Source organism: Niallia sp. NCCP-28 (assembly GCF_023168165.1).
GTDB lineage: Bacteria > Bacillota > Bacilli > Bacillales > Cytobacillaceae > Niallia.
Map to the genome: position 1 here is coordinate 339,575 of NZ_BQYJ01000003.1, position 25,429 is coordinate 365,003.

24 protein-coding genes, 1 pseudogene and 1 riboswitch are annotated in these 25,429 nt (G+C 35.9%); of the genes and pseudogenes, 14 read left to right on the forward strand and 11 right to left on the reverse strand.

From position 1 onward, the window contains the following. Positions 1 to 115 precede the first annotated feature (115 nt). The 5 genes from metH to NCCP28_RS11020 form a co-directional block, all read right to left on the reverse strand. Positions 116 to 3,577, reverse strand: coding sequence for a methionine synthase (gene metH / locus NCCP28_RS11000; RefSeq protein ID WP_248561454.1), 3,462 nt, complete (start codon positions 3,575 to 3,577; stop codon positions 116 to 118). Continuing rightward, positions 3,574 to 5,421, reverse strand: coding sequence for a bifunctional homocysteine S-methyltransferase/methylenetetrahydrofolate reductase (locus tag NCCP28_RS11005; RefSeq protein ID WP_248561455.1), 1,848 nt, complete (start codon positions 5,419 to 5,421; stop codon positions 3,574 to 3,576). The genes metH and NCCP28_RS11005 overlap by 4 nt, the downstream gene beginning before the upstream one ends. Positions 5,422 to 5,437: 16 nt before the next feature. After that, on the reverse strand, positions 5,438 to 6,607 hold the full coding sequence (gene metC / locus NCCP28_RS11010; RefSeq protein ID WP_375709390.1) for a cystathionine beta-lyase: 1,170 nt from the start codon (positions 6,605 to 6,607) through the stop codon (positions 5,438 to 5,440). After that, complete coding sequence (locus NCCP28_RS11015; RefSeq protein ID WP_248561456.1) at positions 6,604 to 7,713, reverse strand: methionine biosynthesis PLP-dependent protein; 1,110 nt, start codon at positions 7,711 to 7,713, stop codon at positions 6,604 to 6,606. The genes metC and NCCP28_RS11015 overlap by 4 nt, the downstream gene beginning before the upstream one ends. A gap of 184 nt (positions 7,714 to 7,897) precedes the next feature. After that, a riboswitch (SAM riboswitch) is annotated at positions 7,898 to 8,008 on the reverse strand. 298 nt (positions 8,009 to 8,306) lie between these two features. After that, positions 8,307 to 8,489, reverse strand: a complete 183-nt coding sequence (locus tag NCCP28_RS11020) for an H-type small acid-soluble spore protein (protein WP_248561457.1) — start codon at positions 8,487 to 8,489, stop codon at positions 8,307 to 8,309. Between the two features lie 301 nt (positions 8,490 to 8,790). On the opposite strand from NCCP28_RS11020, the gene NCCP28_RS23620 reads away from it, so the two are divergent. The 5 genes from NCCP28_RS23620 (at position 8,791) to odhB (ending at position 15,641) form a co-directional block, all read left to right on the forward strand. Beyond that, positions 8,791 to 8,916, forward strand: coding sequence for a hypothetical protein (locus NCCP28_RS23620; RefSeq protein ID WP_282579566.1), 126 nt, complete (start codon positions 8,791 to 8,793; stop codon positions 8,914 to 8,916). Between the two features lie 83 nt (positions 8,917 to 8,999). Next, the gene (locus NCCP28_RS11025) at positions 9,000 to 9,683 is read left to right on the forward strand and encodes a response regulator transcription factor (protein ID WP_248561458.1); all 684 of its coding nucleotides are present in this window, start codon (positions 9,000 to 9,002) and stop codon (positions 9,681 to 9,683) included. Continuing rightward, positions 9,680 to 11,071, forward strand: coding sequence for a HAMP domain-containing sensor histidine kinase (locus NCCP28_RS11030; RefSeq protein WP_248561459.1), 1,392 nt, complete (start codon positions 9,680 to 9,682; stop codon positions 11,069 to 11,071). Before NCCP28_RS11025 ends, NCCP28_RS11030 begins: the two co-directional genes overlap by 4 nt. A 485-nt stretch (positions 11,072 to 11,556) precedes the next feature. Then, positions 11,557 to 14,379, forward strand: a complete 2,823-nt coding sequence (locus NCCP28_RS11035; RefSeq protein WP_248561460.1) for a 2-oxoglutarate dehydrogenase E1 component — start codon at positions 11,557 to 11,559, stop codon at positions 14,377 to 14,379. Between the two features lie 14 nt (positions 14,380 to 14,393). Beyond that, positions 14,394 to 15,641, forward strand: coding sequence for a 2-oxoglutarate dehydrogenase complex dihydrolipoyllysine-residue succinyltransferase (gene odhB / locus NCCP28_RS11040; protein ID WP_248561461.1), 1,248 nt, complete (start codon positions 14,394 to 14,396; stop codon positions 15,639 to 15,641). 148 nt (positions 15,642 to 15,789) lie between these two features. On the opposite strand, the gene sda is transcribed toward odhB, so the two are convergent. Then, complete coding sequence (sda, locus tag NCCP28_RS11045; protein WP_309296626.1) at positions 15,790 to 15,909, reverse strand: sporulation histidine kinase inhibitor Sda; 120 nt, start codon at positions 15,907 to 15,909, stop codon at positions 15,790 to 15,792. A 200-nt stretch (positions 15,910 to 16,109) separates the two neighbouring features. On the opposite strand from sda, the gene NCCP28_RS11050 reads away from it, so the two are divergent. The 4 genes from NCCP28_RS11050 to NCCP28_RS11065 all read left to right on the forward strand — a co-directional run bounded on the left by NCCP28_RS11050 (position 16,110) and on the right by NCCP28_RS11065 (position 17,533). After that, positions 16,110 to 16,511 carry a secondary thiamine-phosphate synthase enzyme YjbQ gene (locus tag NCCP28_RS11050; RefSeq protein WP_248561462.1) on the forward strand — a complete coding sequence of 134 codons (402 nt, stop codon included), beginning with the start codon at positions 16,110 to 16,112 and terminating at the stop codon, positions 16,509 to 16,511. Positions 16,512 to 16,523: 12 nt separating this feature from the next. Further along, complete coding sequence (locus NCCP28_RS11055) at positions 16,524 to 16,922, forward strand: gamma-glutamylcyclotransferase family protein (protein ID WP_248561463.1); 399 nt, start codon at positions 16,524 to 16,526, stop codon at positions 16,920 to 16,922. Between the two features lie 131 nt (positions 16,923 to 17,053). Further along, positions 17,054 to 17,254, forward strand: a complete 201-nt coding sequence (locus NCCP28_RS11060; RefSeq protein WP_248561464.1) for a hypothetical protein — start codon at positions 17,054 to 17,056, stop codon at positions 17,252 to 17,254. 75 nt (positions 17,255 to 17,329) lie between these two features. After that, positions 17,330 to 17,533, forward strand: a complete 204-nt coding sequence (locus NCCP28_RS11065; protein ID WP_101178495.1) for a DUF6501 family protein — start codon at positions 17,330 to 17,332, stop codon at positions 17,531 to 17,533. A 471-nt stretch (positions 17,534 to 18,004) separates the two neighbouring features. On the opposite strand, the gene yidC is transcribed toward NCCP28_RS11065, so the two are convergent. From yidC to NCCP28_RS11080, 3 genes are all read right to left on the reverse strand, one after another. Beyond that, positions 18,005 to 18,742, reverse strand: a complete 738-nt coding sequence (gene yidC, locus NCCP28_RS11070) for a membrane protein insertase YidC (RefSeq protein ID WP_248561779.1) — start codon at positions 18,740 to 18,742, stop codon at positions 18,005 to 18,007. A gap of 85 nt (positions 18,743 to 18,827) precedes the next feature. Further along, on the reverse strand, positions 18,828 to 19,124 hold the full coding sequence (locus NCCP28_RS11075; RefSeq protein WP_248561465.1) for a hypothetical protein: 297 nt from the start codon (positions 19,122 to 19,124) through the stop codon (positions 18,828 to 18,830). Positions 19,125 to 19,270: 146 nt separating this feature from the next. Then, positions 19,271 to 19,519 (reverse strand): hypothetical protein, encoded by a 249-nt coding sequence (locus tag NCCP28_RS11080; protein ID WP_248561466.1) that lies wholly within the window; start codon positions 19,517 to 19,519, stop codon positions 19,271 to 19,273. Between the two features lie 379 nt (positions 19,520 to 19,898). On the opposite strand from NCCP28_RS11080, the gene NCCP28_RS11085 reads away from it, so the two are divergent. The 5 genes from NCCP28_RS11085 to NCCP28_RS11105 all read left to right on the forward strand — a co-directional run bounded on the left by NCCP28_RS11085 (position 19,899) and on the right by NCCP28_RS11105 (position 23,463). Beyond that, complete coding sequence (locus tag NCCP28_RS11085) at positions 19,899 to 20,441, forward strand: cysteine hydrolase family protein (RefSeq protein ID WP_248561467.1); 543 nt, start codon at positions 19,899 to 19,901, stop codon at positions 20,439 to 20,441. A 33-nt stretch (positions 20,442 to 20,474) separates the two neighbouring features. Further along, positions 20,475 to 21,935 (forward strand): nicotinate phosphoribosyltransferase, encoded by a 1,461-nt coding sequence (locus NCCP28_RS11090; protein WP_248561468.1) that lies wholly within the window; start codon positions 20,475 to 20,477, stop codon positions 21,933 to 21,935. Between the two features lie 15 nt (positions 21,936 to 21,950). Beyond that, positions 21,951 to 22,769: an ammonia-dependent NAD(+) synthetase gene (nadE, locus tag NCCP28_RS11095; RefSeq protein ID WP_248561469.1), complete on the forward strand. Its 819-nt coding sequence runs from the start codon at positions 21,951 to 21,953 to the stop codon at positions 22,767 to 22,769. Positions 22,770 to 22,947: 178 nt separating this feature from the next. Then, positions 22,948 to 23,091: a hypothetical protein gene (locus NCCP28_RS11100; protein ID WP_248561470.1), complete on the forward strand. Its 144-nt coding sequence runs from the start codon at positions 22,948 to 22,950 to the stop codon at positions 23,089 to 23,091. Positions 23,092 to 23,274: 183 nt separating this feature from the next. Beyond that, positions 23,275 to 23,463: a hypothetical protein gene (locus tag NCCP28_RS11105; RefSeq protein ID WP_309296627.1), complete on the forward strand. Its 189-nt coding sequence runs from the start codon at positions 23,275 to 23,277 to the stop codon at positions 23,461 to 23,463. A 63-nt stretch (positions 23,464 to 23,526) separates the two neighbouring features. Here NCCP28_RS11105 and NCCP28_RS11110 read toward each other — a convergent pair. Beyond that, positions 23,527 to 24,523, reverse strand: a pseudogene (locus NCCP28_RS11110) (IS1595 family transposase). 110 nt (positions 24,524 to 24,633) lie between these two features. After that, entirely contained in the window at positions 24,634 to 25,392 is a 759-nt protein-coding gene (pflA, locus tag NCCP28_RS11115; RefSeq protein ID WP_248561472.1) for a pyruvate formate-lyase-activating protein, read from the reverse strand. Positions 25,393 to 25,429: the final 37 nt, after the last annotated feature.

Genomic DNA, 25,429 nt, shown 5'->3' on the forward strand with positions numbered 1-25,429 from the left:
TCCGAGTTTGAATTATTTGTAAAACAGCTTTTCTCTCCTTCTTTATTTTTCCTAAGCAACAGCAAAAAAAGGAACAAATTCTCAAGCCGAAATAGGAGAATTTGTTCCTTTATCATTATAGAGAACTTGTTAATACATTAAAGTATCTTGCATCAGGATGAGCAAAAACCATGGCCGATACAGATGCTTCTGGCTCCATCATGCATTCTTCTGTTAAGTTAATGCCGATATTTGCTGGAGCAATTAATTCAAATAATTTTTTTTGATCTTCCAATTCAGGACAAGCAGGATAGCCGAAAGAGTATCGCTGACCTTGATATTTGGCAGAAAAGCGGTCTTTCATTGTAAAATCAATTGGATCGGGGAAACCCCAGCGATCTCTTATTTGACGATGGATCAATTCTGCGAATCCTTCTGCGAGCTCAAGTGCAAGTGATTGAAGGGCATGGGATTCTAGGAATTTCCCAGCTTTCTTTAACGATTCTGAAGCTTCTCTTATGCTGTTTCCAGACGTTACTGCAAAAAAAGCTACATAATCCATGATGCCGCTGTCGATAGATTTTACGTAATCGGCAAGACATAAAAAAGGTGCTTTTTCTTGTCTTGGAAAATCAAAAACTTGAATCACTTCTTGTTTATTGTCCGGATGATAAATCAGTACTTTATTGCCATCTGATTGTGCAGGGAAAAACTGATAAATGCCTTGTGGTTTAATCCAGTTCTTTTTTTCTGATTCTACAAGCAGATTTTCCACTATTTCATTAATTTTTACTGTTTTTTCATCATTTGCGGCAAGTAATTTTTCAATTTTTCCTTTTACTCCTAAATGATGGCCTAAAAGCATTTGTTTATTTACATATGGTTTAATATGCGAAATAGAATAGTTTGTTAGTATATGTCGTTTTGTATCCTGTGGTACAAAAACAGGAACATCTTGATTCACCGTTTTTGTTATTTTTACAGGAGCTTTTGCAGGTTTAACTGCTACATTCGAAGCAGCGGCTGCAAGTTTTGCTCTTTTTTCTTCTTGTTCTTTTTTCAGTTGTAGTGTTTCTTCTGGATTTGCCAGTTGATTGGCAATCGAAAGACCATTCATGGCATCTTTTGCATAAAGCACTAAACCATCGTATTCTTGAGAAATTTTTGTGTCAGTAAATTTCCTCGAAAGAGCAGCACCGCCAACTAGAATAGGGATATCAATTCCAGCTTGTTTCATATCCGAAGCTGTTAATACCATCTGTTGTGCAGATTTTACTAAAAGACCAGAAAGACCAACCATATCAGGTTTTTCCTTTTTAACGGCGGCAACAAGTTCAGAAGGAGGTACTTTAATGCCTAAATCAATGACTTCATAACCGTTGTTGCTTAAAATAATATCCACTAAGTTTTTGCCGATATCATGGACATCCCCTTTAACGGTTGCCAAAATAATTTTTCCTTTTGTTGCGCTTGTTTCGTTTTTTTCCATATGTGGTTCTAAGTGGGAAACAGCTGCTTTCATGACTTCTGCACTTTGCAAAACTTCTGCCACAATCAGCTGGTTGTCATTAAATAGGCGGCCAACTTCTTTCATGCCATCCATTAATGGCCCATTAATAATATCAAGTGGAGCACTATAGTTGATTAATGCTTGATCTAAATCTTTATGCAGGCCTTCTTTTGTTCCTTCCACAACATAATAGGCTAATCTTTCGTCCAATGTCATATCAGGCAATGTGCTTTTTTGTTCTTTTTTCATGCCTCGATAAAAGTTTGTAAATGTAGCAAGTGATTCATCAGTTGTTTCAAACAATAGTTTTTCAGCTAGGGCTACTTCTTCTTTAGAAATGGAAGCAAATCTCTCCAACTTTTCTGTATTAACAATTGCATAATCTAATCCAGCTTGTGTACAGTGGTATAAGAATACACTATTAAGCACTTCACGGCCAACAGGGGGAAGACCAAAGGAAACATTACTTATGCCTAAAATGGTTTGCACGTCTGGACATGCTTCTTTAATTAATCGAATGCCGTCAACAGTAGCTTTTGCAGAACCAATATATTGTTCATCACCTGTTCCGACAGGGAAGACAAGTGGATCAAAAATAATATCTTGTCCATTTAGCTTATATTTTTTTGTTAGTAGTTCATAGGATCTTTTGGCGATTTCCAGCTTCTTCCTAGCGGTAACACCCATTCCTTCTTCATCGATGGTTCCAACGACAACAGCTGCCCCGTATCTATGGACAATTGGAAGAATAGCCTCAAATCTTTCTTCTCCATCTTCTAAGTTAATGCTATTGATAATTACTTTGCCTTGAGAGTAAGAAAGAGCTTTTTCAATTACTTTTTCATCCGTTGAGTCGATTACAAGAGGCACTTTGATTTTTTTGCCGACCTCTTCCATAAATTTTTGCATATCTTCTATTTCATCGCGATCAGGGTCTGCTAAACAAATATCGATAACATGTGCTCCGCCTTTTACTTGGGCTCTGGCGACTTCTGATGCTTCTTCATATTTTCCCTCGCTGATTAATCGTTTAAATTTGCGGGATCCGATAACATTTGTTCTTTCGCCGACCATAATAGGACGTAGAGTTGGATCATCATAAATAAATGGTTCAATCCCTGATACCATATGGGTATTATGATTTTTTGCTTGTCTGGGCTGAAGATCCTTCATTTTATCTGCAATTGCTTTAATATGCTCAGGCGTTGTACCGCAGCAGCCGCCGACAACATTCAGCCATCCTTCTTTTGCAAACCCAGCAAGTTTTTCTGCAAGGGAGAGGGGAGTTTCATGATATTGACCTTCCTCATCCGGCAAACCTGCATTTGGATAGCAGCTTACTGCAAATTGCGACAGGTCAGAAAGGGAGCGGATATGATCTTGCATAAACTCCGGTCCTGTTGCACAATTTAGACCGATAGCAATTGGGTTCATATGCTCAATTGAGATATAAAATGCCTCAATGGATTGTCCCGCTAAAGTGGTGCCCATTGGTTCAATTGTGCCAGAAATCATTAATGGCAGTTCAAGGCCTGTTTTTTCAAAAGCTTGTTTGATGCCAATAAATCCAGCTTTTACATTCAGCATATCTTGGCTTGTTTCCAACAGTAGAAGATCCACGCCGCCATTTATTAAACCACGCGCTTGTTCTTCATAGGAAGAAATAAGTTCATCGAATGTTGTGCCGCCTGTTACACTTAATGTTTTTGTAGTCGGGCCCATAGCGCCAGCTACATATCTTGGCCAATCGGCTGTTGAAAATTTTTCTGCAGCTGCTTTTGCTAACTTTGCAGCTGTAACATTATTTTCATAAGCAACATGTGCAAGATTATATTCATCTAGAACAATGCTTGTTGAACCAAATGTGTTTGTCTCAATAATATCTGCGCCAGCTTCAAGATAAGCTTCATGGATTTTTGAAATAACATCAGGTCGAGTAAAGTTTAAATTCTCATTACAGCCTTCCAAATCTTCTCCGCCAAAATCATCTGCTGTAAGATTTTCCTGCTGCAGCATCGTTCCCATAGCACCATCCATGATTAGGATTCGTTCGTTTAGTTTATCCTTTAATGTTGATATTTTGATCATGTAGTAATCCTCCTTAAAGGGGCAGTTATTTCATGCGTATATAATGCAAGTTCAACAGAGAGTTCGTATCGCAAAAAGGGTGTGATTAGATAGATCCCATTAAAATATTGGGAAGCAACATCGATAAGAGATTTGGTAATCTTAATTCCTTCTTGTGCCGCTTGAACCGGATTATCTTTATATTGTGCCATTGTATTACGAATGGAATCGGCAATTTTGATGCCAGGGACTTCATTATGAAGGAATTCAGCGTTGTTGCTGCTAGTCAAAGGCATCAGCCCAATATAAATCGGCGCTTCAATATGTTTGGTTGCTTCATATAATTCGATTATTTTTTCTGCTGAATAAACGGGTTGTGTAATAAAATAGTCAGCTCCAGCCTCAATTTTCTTTTCTAGTCTTTTTACCGCTTTATCTACTTGGCGAACATTTGGATTAAAAGCAGCTGCAACGGAAAAATTGGTCTTTTCTCCTAAATCTTTTCCTGACAGAGATAATCCCTCATTTAATTGCTTAATCATCGATATTAAATCCAAGCTTGTCATATCGTAAACAGAGGAGGCTCCAGGAAAATCGCCGACTCTTGCAGGGTCGCCTGTAATTGCCAATATATCGTTTAATCCTAATGTATGAAGACCCATTAAGTGGGATTGCAAACCGATCATATTACGGTCGCGGCAAGCAATGTGAATTAATGGACGAATGCCGATTTGATTTTTTGTCATAGAACCAAGAGCAGAGTTGCATATTCTAGGAGAAGCAAGGCTGTTGTCTGCAAGTGTAATGGCATCAATCCCAGTTTCTTTTAATTTTTGGGCCCCTTCAAAAAAACGTTTTGTGTCTAATTTTCTTGGGGGATCGAGTTCAACAATGACAGAAGGTCGTTCTTTTGCGATGTGTTCTAAAGGTTCTTTGTCTCTTGTTTGTTTTTTAGCAACGGTTATCTTGTCTTTTTGTTTTGCGGCAATTGTTTTTTCTGCTATAGGTTTGCAGCCATGTAAGCTTTCTGCAAAGTTTTTAATATGCTCTGGTGTTGTCCCACAGCATCCGCCTAAAAGGCGGACACCTTGGCTGCGGAATTCAACGGCTGATTGCCTAAAGTATTCTGCATTATCTTTATATTCAAAAACACCATCATTATAGCTAGGCAAGCTTGCGTTTGGATAGGCAGATAAATAGGCATTTTTAAGTAGTGGCACATCTTTTAAGGAGGCGATCATATGATGGGGACCAAGTCGGCAGTTTAGTCCGACCACATCAGCGCCAATTTGTTCTAGTTCTTTGAAAGCTTCCACAATTGGAATTCGATTTTGCAGATAGCCAATTTCATGTGCAGAAACTTGGGCGATAATTGGGATATTTGTTTCTTTTTTTGCAATAGCAAGAACGGTCTTTAATTCTTCGAGATCATAAAATGTTTCTAGCAGAATTCCGTCTACACCTTCTAAAAGGAGGCAATATAGTTGTTCACGGAAGCTTCTTTTTATTTCTTCTAGGGAAATTGCTTGCGGTTTAATTCCTCTATTGCCGCCAATTGTTCCTAAAATATAGGTGTCGCTATCTTTGGCTGCTTGTTTGGCGATACGAACTGCTGCGCTATTTATTTCTTTGACTGAATCTTCTAATCCGTATCTTTGCAATTTTAAATAGTTTGCCGCATACGTATTTGTTTGAATTAAATCGGCGCCTGCATGGATATAGGCGCGATGGATGTTTTCAATTTGGCTGCTGTGTGAAAGGTTTAGTTCTTCCAAACAGCTATCCTTGCCGTAGGAGTAGAGCAGAGTGCCTATTGCTCCATCAGCTATTAATATTTGGTCTTTCATTTTTGTTAAAAAGGACATGTGGACACCTCAAGTTTTAAATGATTTGCAGCTCTGCAGTTTTCTTTAGTGCTTGATCAAAATCTTTAATCAAGTCTTCAGGATTTTCTAACCCGACTGATAAACGAAGGAGAGCATCTGTTATTCCTCGTTCTTGCCTTGCGATAGGACCCATTGCTGCATGGGACATTTTAGCAGGATAAGAAAGAATCGATTCAACTGCGCCTAAACTTACCGCAAATACAGGCAGCTCTACATTAGAAACGAATGTGCGCATTGCTTCTTCATTATGAAGTTCAAAGGAAAAGACTGCACCAGGCGATGATGCTTGTTCCTTTTGAATGTTAAATTGAGGATGATCCTCGAATCCTGGATAATAAACTTTTTTAATCTGCGGGTGATTGTTTAAATAGTTTGCAATTATAAAAGCTGACTCGCTAGAATGTTTCATGCGGACATGAAGTGTTTTTATGCCTCGAAGTAAAAGCCAACAATCTTGCACTCCAAGAACAGCACCGAAAGAATTTTGCAAATATCCTAACTGTTCTGCTAATTTAGCGTCCTTGACAACCGCAAGACCCGCAACAACATCACTATGTCCTGACAAAAACTTTGTTGCACTATGCAAAACAACATCTGCACCCAAATTAAGGGGCTTTTGCAAAGCAGGTGTTAAAAAGGTATTGTCGACAAATGTCCATGCATGATGTTTTTTTGCTAAGGCACTAACTGCTTTAATATCCGTCACTTTTAAAGTAGGATTTGATGGCGTTTCTACATATAATACTTTTGTATTTGGCCGAATAGCTTCTTCGACTGCCTCTAAATCTGTCATATCAACAAAAGTATGTTCAATTCCAAATCGATTCAAAACTGTTGTTACCATACGGTATGTACCACCATAAACATCTTCGGTAATAACAACATGATCTCCCTGTGAAAGAAGAAGGAAGGCAGTGGAGATCGCCGCCATTCCTGATGCAAAAGCAAATCCTTTTGTTCCGTCTTCGAGGTCAGCAATTACTTCTTCCACCGCTTCTCTTGTGGGATTTAAGCTTCTACTGTAGTCATATTTGCCAAATGAGTCGATATTTTTTTGATGGTAGGTGGATGCATGTTGGATGGGCACGCTAACTGCACCTGTTTCTGGATCATATTTATGTTTGTTATGCAAAAGTTTTGTTTCAAAAGTATAGTGGTCGCTCATGATCTTACCCCCTTAGCAATGGCGAAAGCTTTATCCAAATCTTTAATTAAATCTTCTACATTTTCAATTCCGACTGAAAAGCGCAATAATCGGTTGCAGACGCCTGTTTCAATACGCACCTTTTCTGGAATATCGGCATGTGTTTGTGTAGCAGGGTAAGTGATGAAACTTTCTACTCCTCCTAAGCTTTCGGCAAAAGAAATAAGGGTTAAGTTTTGCAAAAATGGATTTACCCATGATTCATCATAAATGCGGAAAGAAATCATGCCGCCTCTGCCGGGATAAAAAACATCTGTAACACTTTCATGTTCTTCTAAATAAGCTGCAAGCGCTTTGGCATTTTCCTCATGTTTTGCGATTCTTAGAGCCAATGTTTTCATGCCTCTCATTAATAGCCATGAATCAAAAGGACTAAGGACAGCTCCTATTGCATTGTGGTGCATTGCAAGTTCATTGCAAAGATCTTCTCCTTTTGCGACAATTGCCCCTGCAAGGACATCATTATGTCCGCCTAAATATTTTGTAGCACTATGGATGACAATATCAGCTCCAAGTGTAAGTGGTTGTTGAATAATTGGCGTGTAGAAAGTATTATCAACAATCAGCAATACATTGTTTGCCTTTGCCACTTTGCTAACTGCTTCAATATCTGTTACTTCCATTAATGGGTTTGTTGGTGTTTCAAGGAAGATGGCTTTTGTATTTTCATTAACCTTTTCAGCAATTTCTTCTATATTAGATGTATTGACATAGTGACATCGAAGACCCCATTTTTTAAAGCCTTGTTCTAGAAGTCGATAAGTTCCTCCATATAAATCTTTGGAGATAATCCACTCATCGCCTGATTGGAAAAGAGAAAGAATCGTTTGAATTGCTGCCATTCCCGAACTGCAAGCATACCCGCGATCTCCTTCTTCTAAGTCAGCAATTGCTTTTTCGAGCACTTCTCTTGTCGGATTTCCAGTGCGGGTATAATCATAGCCTGTTGATTCGCCAATTCCTGTATGACGGTACGCTGTTGAAAAGTAAACAGGAGGATTTACCGTTCCTGTTGCATTTTCGCTTCTATTTCCAATTTGTGCTAATCTTGTTTCTAAACCATACATATAAAAACACTCCTTCGATATTTCTTATGCTGTTATTATTTTTTATTTTGGTAATTACAATAATAATTCCTAATAGAAAGGAAAAGATATGCAAATCTTTCTAAATAATGGATGTTAAATTGTTTGCATAAAAAAGTCTTCTTCTTAAAAGTAAGAAGAAGACTGGATATTGTATAGGTCATTCTCCTTATCTCTCAAGTTAATAACTTGATGGACTTAGCACCTTTTCAGTTTAGGACAACTGAAGGTTGCTGAGGTGTCTTCGGGCCATTCCCTCAACCTCTCTGGATAAGAAATCATTTATGTAATTTTATCTAAATTTACTATAAATTTAGAAGAATAGCAATATATTTTTTAATTTAAATGGCATTTTTATCATTATTTTACATAATTGCAAATAACAATGGGGGGAGAAAAAGGCGGGGGAGTTATTAACAATGCATATTTGCTAAGCATTTTAGTGTATAGGTAGAAGAACCTGGAATTTTTTTAATAAACCTGCCGAAACAGCAATCTTTATGCTGAATTTCGGCGTCTGCTAATTGTTTATTGATAGTGTGAAGTGAATATAAAGAAGGTAAATGGCTTTAACCTTATTGTTCTTCAATCAAATGGTATACTTCTACCTCGATTTCTTTGTCTGGATTTGTTTTTGTATAGATTCTTGCTGTTTTTTCTTTTTCATCAACAGTTTGAATGATCACGCTTTCCCCTTGATAACTTACATCAATTATATCTCCTGCCTGCATAATTTCTATTGCTCTGCCTATATTCATAGTATTTCTCCTATCTGTCTAAAGACGCTAATTATAAAAGGTGTATACCCTTTTTTATGATTGGTGAATTTTTATTATTTTATCCTCTTTTTTTATCTCTCATCAAAATTTAATATTTTTTTCATGTAACTTTCTCCTTAGGGGTGTAGGTTATATGTAAGTAAGGTAATTTATTTTTACTATTAACACTGCCTCTACTGTGATAATGAAGGTAGTTTAGCCATCTCCAATACATTTTTAAAGGGGTATACGTAATAAGGGAGACATTTTTTAAGAATAGACAAAGGGAGATGTTAAAAGTATGATGATGTTTTTACGATATGCCGTTATTAGTTTTTTTTCCATTACAGCAATTTCTTTATTAGGTTTTCAACTTGTGGAGTTTACACATGCTATAATAGAAGCATACTTTAATAAAAAAGCGTAAGCTGCTGTTTTCGTTTTTTAAAGATTAGATGGTTGTAATAAGCCATCTAATTTTTATGTAAAATTTAATTGGTGAGTGTGATTATGAAAAAGATCTTAATTATTGAGGATGAAAAAAACTTAGCCAGATTTATAGAATTAGAATTAACTTATGAAGGGTATGCAACAGAAGTTTGTTCAGATGGCAGAAGTGGTCTGAATAAAGCATTGACAGAAAATTGGGATGTTATTTTGCTTGATCTTATGCTGCCTGAGTTAAATGGAATGGAAGTATGCCGCAGAATTCGCCAAGTCAAACATACACCTGTTTTAATGATTACAGCAAGAGACAGTGTGTTAGATCGGGTATCAGGATTAGACAGCGGTGCAGATGATTATTTAATAAAACCATTTGCAATCGAGGAACTTTTAGCAAGGCTCCGGGCATTGTTTAGGAGAATGGATGCTATTGAGGCGCCTGGATCCCAAAAAATGACAGTGCTTACTTATAAAGATTTAACATTGGAAGTAGAATCCCACATCGTAAAAAAAGGAGAGGAAATTCTCGGACTAACGAAACGGGAGTATGATTTATTAAGTATGTTTATGAGCAATATAAACATTGTATTGACAAGAGAGGTTTTGCTTAATAAGATTTGGGGATATGAATCAGAAGTGGAAACAAATGTAATTGATGTATATGTAAGGTACTTGCGCAATAAATTGGATCCTTCTGGAAGTAATGTATATATTGAAACAGTACGTGGGATAGGGTATGTGATGAGATGAGGATTTGGAAGAAACTAGCTCTTCTGCCATGGAAATGGAAACTGGCGGTGTGGCTTGCTGCCAGCATTTTTTTTACTTTTTCGATATTTACTTTTTTTGAATATCATACTGTTTCCACTTGGCTCTTAAAACAGGAAGAAACAGCAGTCAAACAGACAATGAAGGAAGTTTTGCAAAGTTTAGAAAGCAGTTCGAATTCAGTTACGGAAAAGGAAATTCAAGCAAGTTTGCCTTTTATCAAAAAAATTAATACAGATAATCAGTTGATTCGAATTTCCGATCAAAAAGGAAAAGTTATTGTCTCCCATTTAAATGGAGATTTTCCAGTTTTGGAACCGAATAAAGTGCTCAAAAACAAGGAAGTCAGCTATTTAACCGTAGGAAATCACCAATCATTAGTTTATAGTCAAACGTTTAAAAGCAGTGGTTTTTCTGGAAAAGTCGAAATTATTCGGCAGTTGGATTCTTATCATCAATTAATGAAACATTTAGCTTTTGCAATGATTTTATTTGCTGTTGTGACGATTCTTATTAGTGTTGCTATTGGATATATTTTGTCCTGGCAAGCATTAAAGCCGATAAAAATGCTTACAAATACAATGAATAAAATAAAAAGTGCCGGTTTTAAAGAAAGAATGCCAGTTTATAACAATAAAGATGAAATTGCGGAGCTTTCAACAATATTTAATGAGATGATGGATGTAATTGAGCAGTCTTTTCATCAGCAAAAACAATTTGTTGAAGATGCTTCTCATGAATTGAGAACACCAATTTCGATTTTAGAAGGACATCTATCATTATTAAATCGCTGGGGAAAAAGAAATCCCGACATATTAGAAGAATCGCTTCAAGCATCAGTAGAGGAAACAGCCAAATTGAAAAAACTAGTGCTTTCTCTACTAAATTTAACGAAATTGGATCAGCATAGAAATGGGAATCCTGTTTCTCCTGAAAAAGTGAAAGAACTAATTCAGCATACAGTTAGAGATTTCCATATGCTTCATAAAGAATTTCGTTTTGAGCAAAATATTCAGTCTAGCAAACTTTATGGCGTAACAGAAGAGCATTTTCAGCAAATTCTTAACATTTTAATTGATAATGCGATTAAATATTCTGGCGCAAAAAAGGAAATATCTATTACAACAGCCCACACAGCCAGCCAGTTTATTTTGCAGATTGCAGACAAGGGTATAGGAATTCCAAAAGAAGACCTCCAAAATGTGTTTTACCGTTTTTATCGTGTTGATAAAGCAAGAACAAGGGAACAAGGAGGAACAGGACTAGGGCTTTCTATTGCAAAAAAAATAGTTGATTTGTATAAAGGTGAAATTAGCATTGAAAGCAAGGAAGGAATTGGGACAAAGGTAATTGTCAAGTTCCCAGTTTAAGCGTTCAACCAAGATGTTTTATAGGGGTTATGCTCTAAAAGTCATTTTTAATGACTTTTAGAGCATAGCCCCGTTTTTTACATAAATTTTGTTTAAGCAAAATTTGTTTCTAATGAAAAACCTCTCTTTTAAAAATGAAATTTGCAGCAGTTATGATTAACATTTGGAAAAGTATTGGCTATTTTTACAGAATATGAACATAGGCATGAAAAAAAATTTTTTATTTTTTATTTATGTTCATTCATTTTCTATTAGAAGCATAGTATTTTAGAGAGGTTTATCCTTTGTTGAAGAAATTTTTTTCATCTTTTCCAAAAAAAACAATATTTTTACCATTATTAAGTGTAAAACTTTTGTAGTCGGTAAATAACCGTGTTAAAATATAAATGTAAACGTTTTATTTACTAGTATTACTTAATCAATAGTGTAAAAAAGTATAATTTAGGGAATACAAAAGGGAATCTAATAGGTGGAGGTTTTTTGTTATGGGAAAACCATATGATGGCGTTGCTGCATGTCAACCGAAATTTTACGGACCAAACCTTGGGCTTGCAATGGAGTTGTATGAGCAGTATTTAGAAGATCCAAACTCAGTCGATGAAGAAATGAGAAACCATTTTGAGCAATGGGGATCACCCTTGGATTCACAAGAGGAGCCCTATAAGTCAAATATTCCTGTTAATCAAGTGCAAGTTGAAAAAATTATTGCTGCTGTCACACTAGTAAACAAAATAAGAGGATATGGACATTTAGCAGCAGATATCTATCCATTAAAAGACCATGAAAGAGAAGACGATCTTTTTGATTTATCACGGTTTCAATTGACAAAAGCAGATTTAGAAAGTATTCCTGCAGCATTAATTTGTCCAGATGTTCCAAAACATATCCAAAATGGCTATGAAGCTGTCAAATATTTAAAAAAAATTTATATGAAAACAATAGCCTTTGAATTTTATCATGTTAATGATATCAAAGAAAAAAATTGGCTTCAGCAAAAAGTGGAATCAGGAAGTCTTCAGCCGGAATGCCGCAAAGAGTTAAAGACAAAACTATTAAACAGACTGATAGAAGTAGAAGAATTTGAACATTTTTTACATAAGACATATGTAGGGCAAAAGAGATTTTCCATTGAAGGACTAGAAGCAATGGTCCCTCTCTTAGATGAGATCATATCTCAATCTGTTATAAATGGTGCAACAAGCATTAATATTGGCATGGCGCATAGAGGCAGATTAAATGTATTGGCCCATGTGCTGGAAAAACCATATGAAGCGATTTTTTCTGAATTTCAGCATGCACCAAATAAAAAGCTTGTACCGTCAGAAGGTTCTATTGGAATTAGCTTTGGCTGGACAGGAGATGTGAAATATCATCTGGGATCGGATAGACAAATTAAAAAGACAAGCACACAAAAGGTAAGGTTATCTCTTGCCAATAACCCTAGTCATTTAGAATTTGTTGGAGCGGTTGTAGAAGGATTTACGCGGGCATCACAAGATACTAGAACAAGTGCTGGATTCCCTCTTGAGAATTTAGAAACAGCTCAAGCAATTTTAATCCATGGAGATGCAGCTTTCCCAGGACAAGGAATTGTTGCAGAAACATTAAATTTAACAGGATTAAAAGGATACAGAACTGGCGGGACTATTCATATTATCGCAAATAATACCATTGGATTTACGACAGAGTCAGAAGATTCTCGCTCTACTCGTTATGCGAGCGATTTGGCAAAGGGATTTGAAATTCCCATTATCCATGTGAATGCAGATGATCCTGAAGCATGCTATAAAGCAGCATTGCTTGCTGCGGAGTATCGGGCAACATTCCATAAGGATTTTTTAATTGATTTAGTTGGATACAGAAGATTTGGCCATAATGAAATGGATGAGCCACTTACAACAAATCCAGTTTTATACAAAAAAATTCAAAGTCATCCAACTATTACAGCATATTATGGAAAAAAATTAGTAAAAGAAGGATTAGTGACAGAGGAAGAAGTAAAGGAGATCAAAGAGGCTGTCCTTGCAAGATTAAAAGCAGCACATGAATTGGTGCCAAAGAAAAAAGAAGAGCCGATTATTACAAATCCGCCTAATTCTGTAGAAAGAGAGCTGCCAAATATAAAAACAGGAGTTCCATTTGAAGAGCTAAAAGAAATGAATCAAGCTCTGCTGGAAGTTCCAGAAAAATTCCAAGTATTTGAAAAGCTTTCAAAAATTTTGCAAAGAAGAAAAGGTGCTTTTTCAGGAAGTGGAAAAATTGATTGGGGACATGCAGAAACATTAGCGTTTGCCAGCATTCTTCAGGATGGTACACCTATCCGTTTATCTGGACAGGATTCAGAACGTGGAACGTTCGCTCAAAGAAATATTATGCTTCATGATTATGCTACAGGAGAAGCTTATTCACCACTGCACCGACTTTCGAAGGTGAAAGCATCTTTTGCAGTACATAATAGTCCACTGTCTGAGGGTAGTGTACTTGGTTTTGAGTATGGATATAATGTATTTGCTCCAGAAACATTAGTGTTATGGGAAGCGCAATTTGGGGATTTTGCCAATGCTGCCCAAGTTATTTTTGATCAGTTTATTGCAGCAGGCAGAGCAAAATGGGGACAAAAATCAGGGCTTGTTATGCTGCTTCCACATGGATATGAAGGGCAAGGACCAGAACATTCTAGCGGAAGGCTGGAAAGATTTTTAATACTTGCTGCTGAAAATAACTGGACAGTTGCAAATCTATCATCTGCCGCTCAATATTTTCATATATTAAGACGTCAGGCAGCCATTTTAAATAAAGAGGAAGTAAGGCCTTTAATTATTATGACGCCAAAAAGCTTGCTTAGAAATCCAGAAGTAGCCTCATCAGGTTTAGAATTAAGCGAAGGGTCTTTCCAATCTGTTCTAGAGGAAAACGGTCTTGGCGAAAATAAAGACAAAGTGAAACGAATTATTCTTGCAACAGGAAAAATGGCAATTGATCTTCATACAGCATTAAAAGATGTCGAAAATCAAGATGTATTGCATATTGTAAGAGTAGAGGAAATTTATCCATTTCCGGAGAATAAGTTAAAAGAGATTCTCTTTCGCTACAGCAATGTAGAAGAAGTTGTATGGGTGCAAGAAGAGCCGATGAATATGGGTGCTTGGAGCTTTATGGAACCGAGAATCAAAAAAATATTACCTGATGCAGCATCTCTATTGTATATTGGCAGAAGAAGAAGGTCCTCTCCAGCAGAGGGAGATCCGAATGTACACCGTAAAGACCAAGCAAGAATTATAAAAGAAGCATTATCTTGGAACGCATAGAGGGGGATTTTAAAATGGCTGAAATTAAAGTACCAGAACTTGCTGAATCTATTACTGAAGGAACTGTCGCACAATGGTTGAAAAAGACTGGAGAGTATGTAGAAAAAGGGGAATATATTGTTGAGTTAGAAACAGATAAAGTAAATGTCGAAATTATTGCAGAAGAAAGCGGAATTGTCCAAGAATTAAAAGCCCAAGAAGGCGATACTGTGCTTGTTGGAGAAACGATTGCGATTGTTTCAGACAGAGGGGAAGCTTCAGACTCTAAAGATATTTCCGTTAAACAGCCAGAACAAGAAGTGGAAGAAACTTCTATTCATAAAACGGAAATGAGTAAAGCAAACGTCCAAGATAAACAAGCGCCTATTGCTTCACCTGCTGCAAGAAAAATTGCCAGAACAAAAGGCATTGATTTAAACAGCATTCAAACAACAGATCCATTGGGGAGAGTGCGAGCACATGATGTTGTTGCATATGAGCAGCAAGAAGAACCAAAAAAAGTGCAAACGCCAAAACCAGAACAACGCACAGCATCTATTATCAGTGAATTGAAAGACGAAAAACCAGTTGAAAGAATTAGAATGTCAAGAAGAAGACAAACCATTGCTTCAAGATTATTGGATGTACAGCAAAATACAGCGATGCTGACGACTTTTAATGAAGTGGATATGACAAATATTATGAAGTTGAGAAGTCGCAGAAAAGATCAATTTCAAAAAGAAAATGATATCAAACTTGGTTTTATGTCCTTTTTTACAAAAGCGGTTGTCGCTTGTCTGAAAAAATCTCCCCTATTAAATGCGGAGATACAAGGCGATCAAATTCTTTTAAAAAAATACTATGATATTGGCATTGCTGTATCTACAGATGAAGGTCTTGTTGTTCCAGTATTAAGAGATGCGGACCGGAAAAACTTTGCTGAAATTGAAAGTGATATTAGCGAATTTGCAGTAAAGGCAAGAAACAATAAACTAGCATTAAGCGACTTGCAAGGAGGCACATTTACAATAACGAATGGTGGGGTATTTGGTTCCCTTTTATCAACTCCTATCTTAAATGGTCCACAAGTCGGGATTTTAGGAATGCATAAAATTCAGCTTCGTCCAGTGGCAATCGATGAAACAACAATGGAAAACCGTCCGATGATGTATTTGGCATTATCTTATGACCACCGCATTATTGACGGGAAAGAGGCAGTGACATTCCTCGCAAGAATCAAGGCGCTGTTAGAAGATCCAGAATCATTGTTGTTTGAAGCATAAAAATAGAAAAAGGGGCTTATCTTAAAGTTGTGAAACCAACTAAGATGAGCCCCTCTTGTTTTGACGCTGTAAATGCAGCAGTCTGGATAAGTTGCTTTTCACTAGTAAATTTGTGGCTTTTTAGAAACGTGCAGTCTGTTTATACTCCCTATTTATCAACTTTCATCCCGCGGCGAACGAGTTCGTCTTTCAGAATAGAAACCCATTCCTTTTCATTTCCGGCTTTTAACGCATCACGATAAGAGAAAATCAATTGTTCATTGCTCATAATTTTCACGTTATTATCCTCCTAAATAAAATGGATTGAATTTTCTAACAACTACATCTTACTCTATTTGGTTCTCTATTAAAAGCTAAAAAAGAAGACGTAAAGAAAATGTAAAATATGTAAAAATCTATTTAGCAGGGAGGGATTTTTAGGTGAAGCAAGAAATATACTAAAAGAATGGCAAGAGAGGAGAAACTTATATGATCTATAAAGAATCGCTAAAAACAAAAAGCCGTGATATGTTTATCGAGATAACCGATAAAGTAGCAGAAGCAGCCGCAAAGGAAAGAGTAGAAGAAGGGCTGGCAATTGTTTATTGTCCCCATACAACTGCAGGTATTACAATCAATGAAAATGCCGATCCAGATGTGGTAAAAGATATGCTCAGACGTTTTGATGAAGTGTATCCATGGGAAATGGAGAAAGACCGCCATATGGAAGGAAATACAGCAGCACATATGAAAGCTAGCACGGTAGGATCTTCGCAAACAATTCTCATTGCAGATAGCAAATTGCTTTTAGGAACATGGCAGGGAATTTATTTTTGTGAATTTGATGGGCCGAGAAATCGAAACTATTATATTAAAATAATCAATACATAAAGGATGTAGAAGATGGAGAATGTATTTGTTTATGGTTCATTAAAAAAGCAGGAAAAAAATCATTATATGATGGAGAATTATTCTTGTTTATCAATGGATGCTTGGATATACGGAAAATTATATGATGGATTTGTTGGTTATCCCTTTTTAGTCCTTGACAAAAAAAGCAAAGTATATGGAGAAATCTATCAAGTACCTAGCGAAGATTTGGGTATACTAGATGAATTCGAAGATTATTGTCCTGATGGCGACAATAATTTATATGAGAGAGTAGAAATAGATGCATTTACTAAGACAAGCTGTCTAAAGGCATATGTTTATGTTTGTGTCCAAACAGAAATGCTGAAAGAAGAAATTGTTTATGGAAATTGGTCATTGGTAGAGGGAAAGCGAAAAAAAGATAAGGAATAGCAAAAAGAAATTTCTGAAGAAAAATCGATAATTGATATATTGATATAACGTGATTTTAGGAAATATGTTTCGCTTTTGCAAAACAGTGGTAGATAATATGAGAACATCTTCTAAAGAAAGAGGGTCATAAGATGAACATCCAAACAGAAGATTATATGTATGAAATCACTTATGAAAATAATCATTATATAAATATGCAATTTAAACGATTAGATTGGATTAATGGCGTTTGCTATGTTACTTTTCAACAATTGATTACAGGAAAATGGTTTACATTTGAACAAAATAAACTTCAGCTTGCATTAGCGGAAGAGAGAAAATTAGTTTCTTAAGAAAGAAGTAGGTTGCGGGTTGCATCCATTCCCTTTATACTATTGTAGTAATAATGAGGAAAGGAGCGAAAAAAATTGATACATCAAACTTGGGAGCAAAAACAAACAGTAAAAACAGTGGCATGTGTACATACAGATGCAAATAAATATATTGTTAATAGAGTGCTGACTGTTGGGAAAACATATGAAGTTAAAAACGAAACTGAAGAGTTTTATTTCATTATTGATAACTCTGGAAAAGTTGGCGGTTTTTATAAAGATTATTTTAAAGAAGCTTAATGTAGAGTGAGGGAGGAAACTAGACGTTTCTTCTCTTTTTTGTATGGAAAAATGCATCTTTTCTGTTTAGGAAAACACTAAAAAGAATTAAAATGAATAAAAAGGAGGAAACGTTCGTGATTTATCTTTATATTGGAATAGGGGAATTTCAGGAAGTATGGCAAGGTTTTTAGTTAGTCTGATTCATTCTGTCTATCGTGTTTAAACTTTTGCCATTAAATAGTGGGTTCTTTCTTTTTAGGCTTTTTTACTATTTTTTTAAGAAACAGAACATTCGGCAAGAGATAAGTGCAGCGCTCGGAACAGGCCTGATTGGTTCTTTTTCAACATTTAGTATGGATGCTCTCCATTTATTGCAAAAAGATATGTACATAGAAGCAGTGCTTTATATTGCATCTTTTAAGCCGTCCGGCAACGGGGTAGGGAAAAATAAACAAAAAAAACTGTTGAAAATTCAACAGTTTTTTTTGTTTATTTTTCGGATTTCAATTTTGTGTTTGCATCCGCATTAGATGGATATAGTTTTTTGCCGAGCATTGATTGCAATATTAAAAAGATACCGCCGACTGTCCAATAAAGAGGCAAAGCAGCCGGTGCATTTAATGAAACCATTACAATCATAATGGGAGATATTAAACCCATTATACGCATTTGCTTTTGCTGTTCTTCCGGCAGGGAATGTTGGGATACTCTAAATTGCAGATAATAGACAACACCTGCAATAGCAGTCAATATTAAATCAGAATGCCCCAAATTAAACCAAAGAAAAGTGTGTGCAGCAATTTCCTTTGAGCCTCTTATAGCATAATAAAATCCCATTAAGATTGGCATTTGGATAATAATAGGCAAACAACCCATTGACAGGGGATTGACACCATGTGTTTTATATAAGCCCATCATTTCAGCTTGCAGTTTTTGCTGTTCCTTTTGATCTTTTGTTGCTTTTAATTTTTTTTGGATTTTTTCCATTTCGGGTTTGATTATCTGCATTTTTTCTTTCATAATTTGCTGCTTTTTATATTGTTTTAACATTAGCGGCATTAAAATTAAACGAATGACTAATGTAATTAAAATAATCGCAAGGCCATAGCTGCCGTTAAAAAGGACGGCAGTTCCGTGTATTAAAGCGGCAAATGGCTCCACTATATAATGGTGGAAAAATCCATTGCTACCATTCCCTTGTGGGGATGAAGAGCAAGCAGATAACATAATAGTAGAAATAGCTAACACGATTAATAAAAGTAATTGTTTAGATGATCTTTTCAAAAAAACTCCTCCATTTTCATTCCATATTTTAATAACAAAAAAGGAATGAATTAGGCTTTTCCGGATCATCAACCCCACTTTTAACTCGTTTTCGAATATTTTTGCAAATCCAATGTAATATTGGTGTATTATATTGCTGGACATTAAGATTTATTGTAGCAATGGATGTTTGAAAATGTATATGCTGTTCTAATGCCTCGTTATAATTTACTGTTGTTTGTATATTGGTTACCCAAAAGTATTTCACCATGAGACTTACTAGAATAGTAATGTAAATGGTTTGATAGCTTGGGATGTTTGTCATATCTATTAAAAAATCGACCATTTATACACCTCTATTAGTATTCAACAATAAAATTATACCGAATAGACACATAGAAAGCAATGGAGAGAATGGCCTTAATGGCTTAAATCTAGAGACTGTGAAAAATTTATGAATGCTTTACAAAAAGTTTGTTAGTGGAATGAAGCTTATTTATTCTCTTTTTCAGCGTCAAGGGGTAGACAATATCGCTGTAAACGAGGATCAATAATGGGTTTAAATTCTTCAGGATTGTTTGTGAAAAAAATTGGCTTTGCTGAATCTTTTTTTAGGCAAATCATAAGGGGATGGCTGCTGCTTGTGCTGTTTGCTGCCTTGTCTTCCAAAAACAGATAAAGAGGCATCATAATAAAGAGAATAGCAGCAAAAAATAAGGCGGCATAAATTCTGATGTTCATTAAATTCCTCCTTTAAAAATTCCTTATTAGGTGTATGATAAGGATAAACAGGTAAATGGTTCGATATATATTATTGTATTCATCAAACTATGAAAACGTTTAATATCCTTTTTAAAATAAGAAATTGAGGCTCTAAAAAAGGAAAACTTCAATCAGTGGGTGTTTTTTAGCTTTTATTGAGCGTCAGTTGGCTGAATCAATCTGTTTTATATGGGCAAGTTTCTGTCCACTTGGATTCCTTCCACCTTTCCCTAATTCCTTAGGTGGAGAAAACGTGTTTGTTAACCGGAGATAAAGAAGAAATAATGGCAAAAGATGAGGAAATTCGATATAATAATTTCCATATTTATAGTGCTTGTTCTAAAAAGGAGGGGATGTAGTGAAAGCATTGCTCAATATTGATTATACTTTCGATTTTGTGGAAGGCAATCTGCCTTGTGGGGAAGCGGCGATCAACATAGAAGATAAATTAGTACATATAACAAAAGAATTTATAGAGAAGGGAGACTATACTGTTTTTGCAATTGATTTGCATATGGCAGATGATCCTTTCCATCCAGAAACAAAATTATTTCCGCCGCATAATATCAAGGGAACATCTGGGAGAGATTTGTATGGCTCATTAAAACAAGTGTATGAGAAGCATCAAAATTTTCCGAATGTACATTGGATCGATAAAACAAGATATAGTGCATTTGCGGGCACAGATTTACATATAAAGCTAAAAGAAAGAAACATTACAGATTTATACTTAGTTGGTGTGTGCACAGATATTTGTGTGCTTCATACTGCTGTAGATGCTTATAATCTTGGATATAAAATAAATATATATGAACATGCAGTGGCATCCTTTAATCAATCTGGTCATGAATGGGCACTGCAGCATTTTAAAGAGACACTAGGAGCGACTATTGTAAAATAGAGAGTGCTCTTAGAGAAAGTATGGAGGACAAACATGGGTTATAACTTTGAAGACGACAGTTTAATGCTACATACAGATCTTTACCAAATTAATATGGCGGAAACCTATTGGGAAGATGGCATTTCTGAAAGAAATTCTGTATTTGAGGTATATTTCAGAAAACTTCCTTTTGATAATGGATACGCAGTTTTTGCTGGTTTAGAAAGAATCATTCACTACTTGGAAAATCTACGCTTTACTGAAACTGATATCAGCTATTTAAGAAAACAAGGATTTAAAGAAGATTTCTTAGACTATTTAAAAGATTTTCGATTTACAGGCAATTTGCGCTCGGTTGTGGAAGGAGAGATTGTGTTTGCAAATGAACCATTGGTTAGAGTAGAAGCTCCTCTTGCCCAAGCGCAAATAATTGAAACAGCACTCCTTAATATTGTGAACTACCAAACATTAATCGCAACCAAAGCATCCAGAATTAAACATGTTATCGGAAATGGTGTGGTGATGGAATTTGGCAGCAGAAGAGCGCAAGAATTAGATGCTGCACTATGGGGAACAAGAGCAGCGTTTATCGGGGGATTTGCATCCACTTCCAATGTACGTGCAGGCAAATTGTTTGGAATTCCAATTTCCGGTACACATGCTCATTCTATGATTCAGGCATATCGTGATGAATACACTGCTTTTCATAAATATACTAGACGCCATAAGGACTGTGTATTTTTAGTGGATACATATGATACATTAAAATCAGGTGTGCCAAATGCCATTAAAGTTGCCAAGGAACTGGGAGATAAGATTAATTTCTTAGGAATCCGCCTTGATAGCGGGGATCTTGCCTACCTTTCGAAAGAAGCAAGAAAAATGTTGGATGAAGCAGGCTTTACTGACACAAAAATTATTGCAAGCAATGACCTGGATGAATATACCATTATGAATTTAAAAGCACAAGGAGCCAAAATTGATATTTGGGGAATTGGCACAAAATTAATTACTGCTTTTGACCAACCTGCATTAGGGGGGGTTTATAAGCTGGTTTCTATAGAAGATGAAACAGGAAAAATGCAGGATACCATTAAAATAAGCGGCAATCCTGAAAAAGTGACAACACCAGGAATAAAACGAGTATATCGAATTATTAATAGTATGAACCAGAAGTCTGAAGGAGATTATATTTGTTTAGAAACAGAACATCCTGAAACAGAAGAACGATTAAAAATGTTTCATCCGACCCATACGTATATCAGTAAATTTGTTACTAATTTTATCGCAAAAGATATACATGCAGATATTTTTAAAAATGGAAAGTTAATTTATCAATCACCAGATATTTTTTCGATTCAGAAGTTTGCAGAGGATAATTTAGAGGTATTATGGGATGAGTATAAACGCTCGCTAAATCCTGAAGAATATCCTGTTGATTTAAGCCCGAAATGCTGGGAGAACAAAATGAAACATATCGAAGAAGTTAAAAATAACATCAAACGAAATGGATAAAAGGAGGAATTTCCCATGGGTTTGCAAAAAAAAATCATGGAAGATCTGCATGTTAAATCAGAAATTGATGCAAAAGAGGAAATAAAAAATCGTGTTGATTTTCTTAAAAGTTATGTAAAAAAGTCAAAATCAAAAGGTTTTGTGCTGGGAATCAGCGGCGGGCAAGATTCTTCACTGGCAGGAAGATTAGCACAGCTTGCTGCTGAAGAATTGCGCCAAGAAGGATATGATGCAAAATTTGTAGCGGTGCGTCTTCCCTACGGCGCCCAAGCAGATGAAGAGGATGCGCAGCGAGCTTTAAAATTTATTCAGGCAGACAAAGAATATGCATTTAATGTCAAGTCATCTGTGGACGCAGTGAAAGAAGAGTATGATCAGATAACAGAAGAACCTTTAAAAGATTATCATAAAGGGAATGTGAAGGCCAGAATGAGAATGATTGCGCAATATGCAATTGGCGGCCAAGAAAATCTTCTGGTGATTGGTACAGACCATGCAGCAGAAGCAGTAACTGGATTTTTCACCAAATACGGGGATGGCGGTGCAGATATTCTCCCATTAACAGGATTAAGCAAACGCCAAGGGAAAAAATTATTGCAAGAATTGAATGCAGAAGAAGCTGTTTATTTAAAAGTGCCAACCGCTGATCTCCTTGATGGCAAACCTGGACAAGCAGATGAAACAGAACTTGGCATCTCTTATGATCAATTAGATGATTATTTAGAGGGAAAAGAAGTGCCGAAAGATGTTGCAGAAAAAATTGAAGCAAGATATTTGATGACGCAGCATAAACGTACTGTTCCGGTGTCCATGTTTGATACATGGTGGAGATAAGAAAAGCAGGAAAGGGGCGCCTTAAAGATGCATTTGCATCCTTAAGGCGCCCTTTTTTTATGGGAAAAGGTGGAGTTTTAAAAAAATAGCAAATATAGTATTTTAATACAAGCATGTCCAAGTGTTTTTCATAATTTGTTAATGTAAAGGAAAATGGCGATAGAAAGGGGGAAATAGCATGTTAAAAGTTATTGATTTAGATGTAGATTTAATTTTATTAAACATTCCATTCCATTTTGAATATGAAATCACGATAGGGGATAAGCATAAAGATAAAAAACACCACAAAAAACATAAAAAGCATGGCAAAAAAGATAAATAAGTATTATGAATGGCAGTTTGCAAAAGGCGATTGCTAACTAAAAAAGAAAGAGCATCCAATCAGTCGATTGGGTGCTCTTTCTTTTAGGCTGTTCTCGTAAAGATTGTTGCTTTTTTTATAAATCTCAATAATGCATAGTATAATAGAAACCGTTAATAAATATTTAAGAAAGGAATGATAGTGATAACGAAATTATCTTATAGTGGTTTAAAAAATGGAGAAAGTGATGTGGAAATAAAATTATTGGCGGATATACAAAATGATTGGATAGAGATAACACATACCAAGGAAGTGTCTCAAGTAATGAATAAATCAACAGGTGAATATATCATAGTAAAACGAAACACCTTGATATGTGAGGTTGTTTCATAATACGAAACAACTATGGAAGAAATAATTTTTATGCGACTGAGTGAGTATATCAGTTGCATTTTTTTATGCAATTCTAAACATCTCGACAGTGGCATAATTTGATTTATGGACAACACTAAATAAAAGTTGTTTCACTCGTTCTTTGTGAGCCATCTTTTTACTTTGTTCCAAATCTCTAAACCAAAATAAATAGTTATCAAGGTATTTAGTCGCTACACCTTAAAAACGTATCATAAACTGCTTTAAGCGTTTATGATACGCATTGACGTGTTGGATATGATAAATCGACTTTCCTACATAAACACCTTTACGCATATTGACCATTTCGTGCTGTAACCCCTTATCTTTAGCGCACTTCTTGCAGTTCGTTCGTAGCAGTATCACTGCATAGCAAAGCAGAGGTGTCGATAAACGCACCTAATACATTGTCAATATCCGTTGATTTAATACGATCCTTTCCAGCTATTTGAGAGATGACTTGACCGTTCCCATCTTGTGCCACTATGACACAAACTTGCTCTTTGGAGATACCACGCTTTGTTGCGACACCACCACGTTTCCGAGCATATCGGTGAGATAAGAACTTCTTCCCTTTATCACTTTCCAAAAAGAATGTTTCATCGCTTTCGACAATGCCTTTAAGCGTCTGATTATCTAATGAACGGAGGGGGCTTAGGATTTTATGTCTCCAATAAAAAGCCGTAGAAATATGAATATCTAAGGCTTCTGAAATCTTAGGTTTTTACCATTAGTTCAAAACATTTCAGCCATTTATGAGGGTATCTTGAACCTGGCAATGGCGTGTCAGTCAATTGTTAAAGGATTTTCCGCAATCTTTGCATAGATAACGCTGTCTCGCACGATATTTACCATTTTTCTTGACCAAGACACTTCCACAATGAAGACAAGACAATCCATCCGAAAAACGAGTTTCACGAATATCTTTTAGCATCTTCGCAATATCTTCTCGTTCTTCTGGAAACAAGTCTTGCTTCATTGCTTCAAACAGGGCTAATTGCTTTGACTTTGATAAGTCGCTGAAATCACGATAAACGTGCATCTACATTGCCAAACACCGCCATAAAGGTCATTATAACAGCCTCTTTACAGTTTGGTCTAATAACAACAATCTTTACGAAAACAGCGTTCTTTTAATATAAAATACCCTAGTTATGTTGTTTCTTCACCATTTGACTGCACAGCAGAATTTGTAAGTATACTATAAGCAAAAGCAACTGATTCTTCACTTGGCGGCTCAATCTCTTTTAATGGATAATCTAAACCTAGTGCTTCCCATTTATAGACACCTAATTTATGATAGGGCAGAATATCAATTTTTTCCACGTTTGATAACGTAGAAATAAAGTTGCCTAAGTTTCTCAAATCTTTTTCATTATCATTAATAGAAGGAACAAGAACGTGTCGTATCCATACAGGAATATGATGATCGGAAAGATAGTTTGCAAATGATAAAATATGATCATTGCCCATTCCTGTTAAGGAGATATGTTTTTTGCGGTCAATATGCTTTAAATCTAATAGAATCAAATCAGTATACTTCATTAACTCTTTTAGCTGCTCTTGAAAATGAGGTGCTGTGGAATAGCAGCCTCCAGAGGAATCAATGGTCGTGTGAATGCCTATCTTTTTGCATTCTTTAAATAATTCTATTAAAAACGGAATTTGCAATAAAGGTTCTCCGCCACTTACAGTAATGCCCCCACAGGATGCTTCAATAAAGGGAAGGTATGTTGTTAAGTCATCCATAATTTCTTTTACAGACATGGATTTTCCTGTTCCAATCTCCCAAGTGTCTGCATTATGACAAAATTGGCATCGCAGTAAACAACCTTGTGTAAAAATAACATACCGTATTCCTGGTCCATCTACTGTACCAAAAGTTTCAATGGAATGAATGTTGCCGTTCATGATTTTTTTCCTCCTTTTAAATAAAGCAACCAGTGAG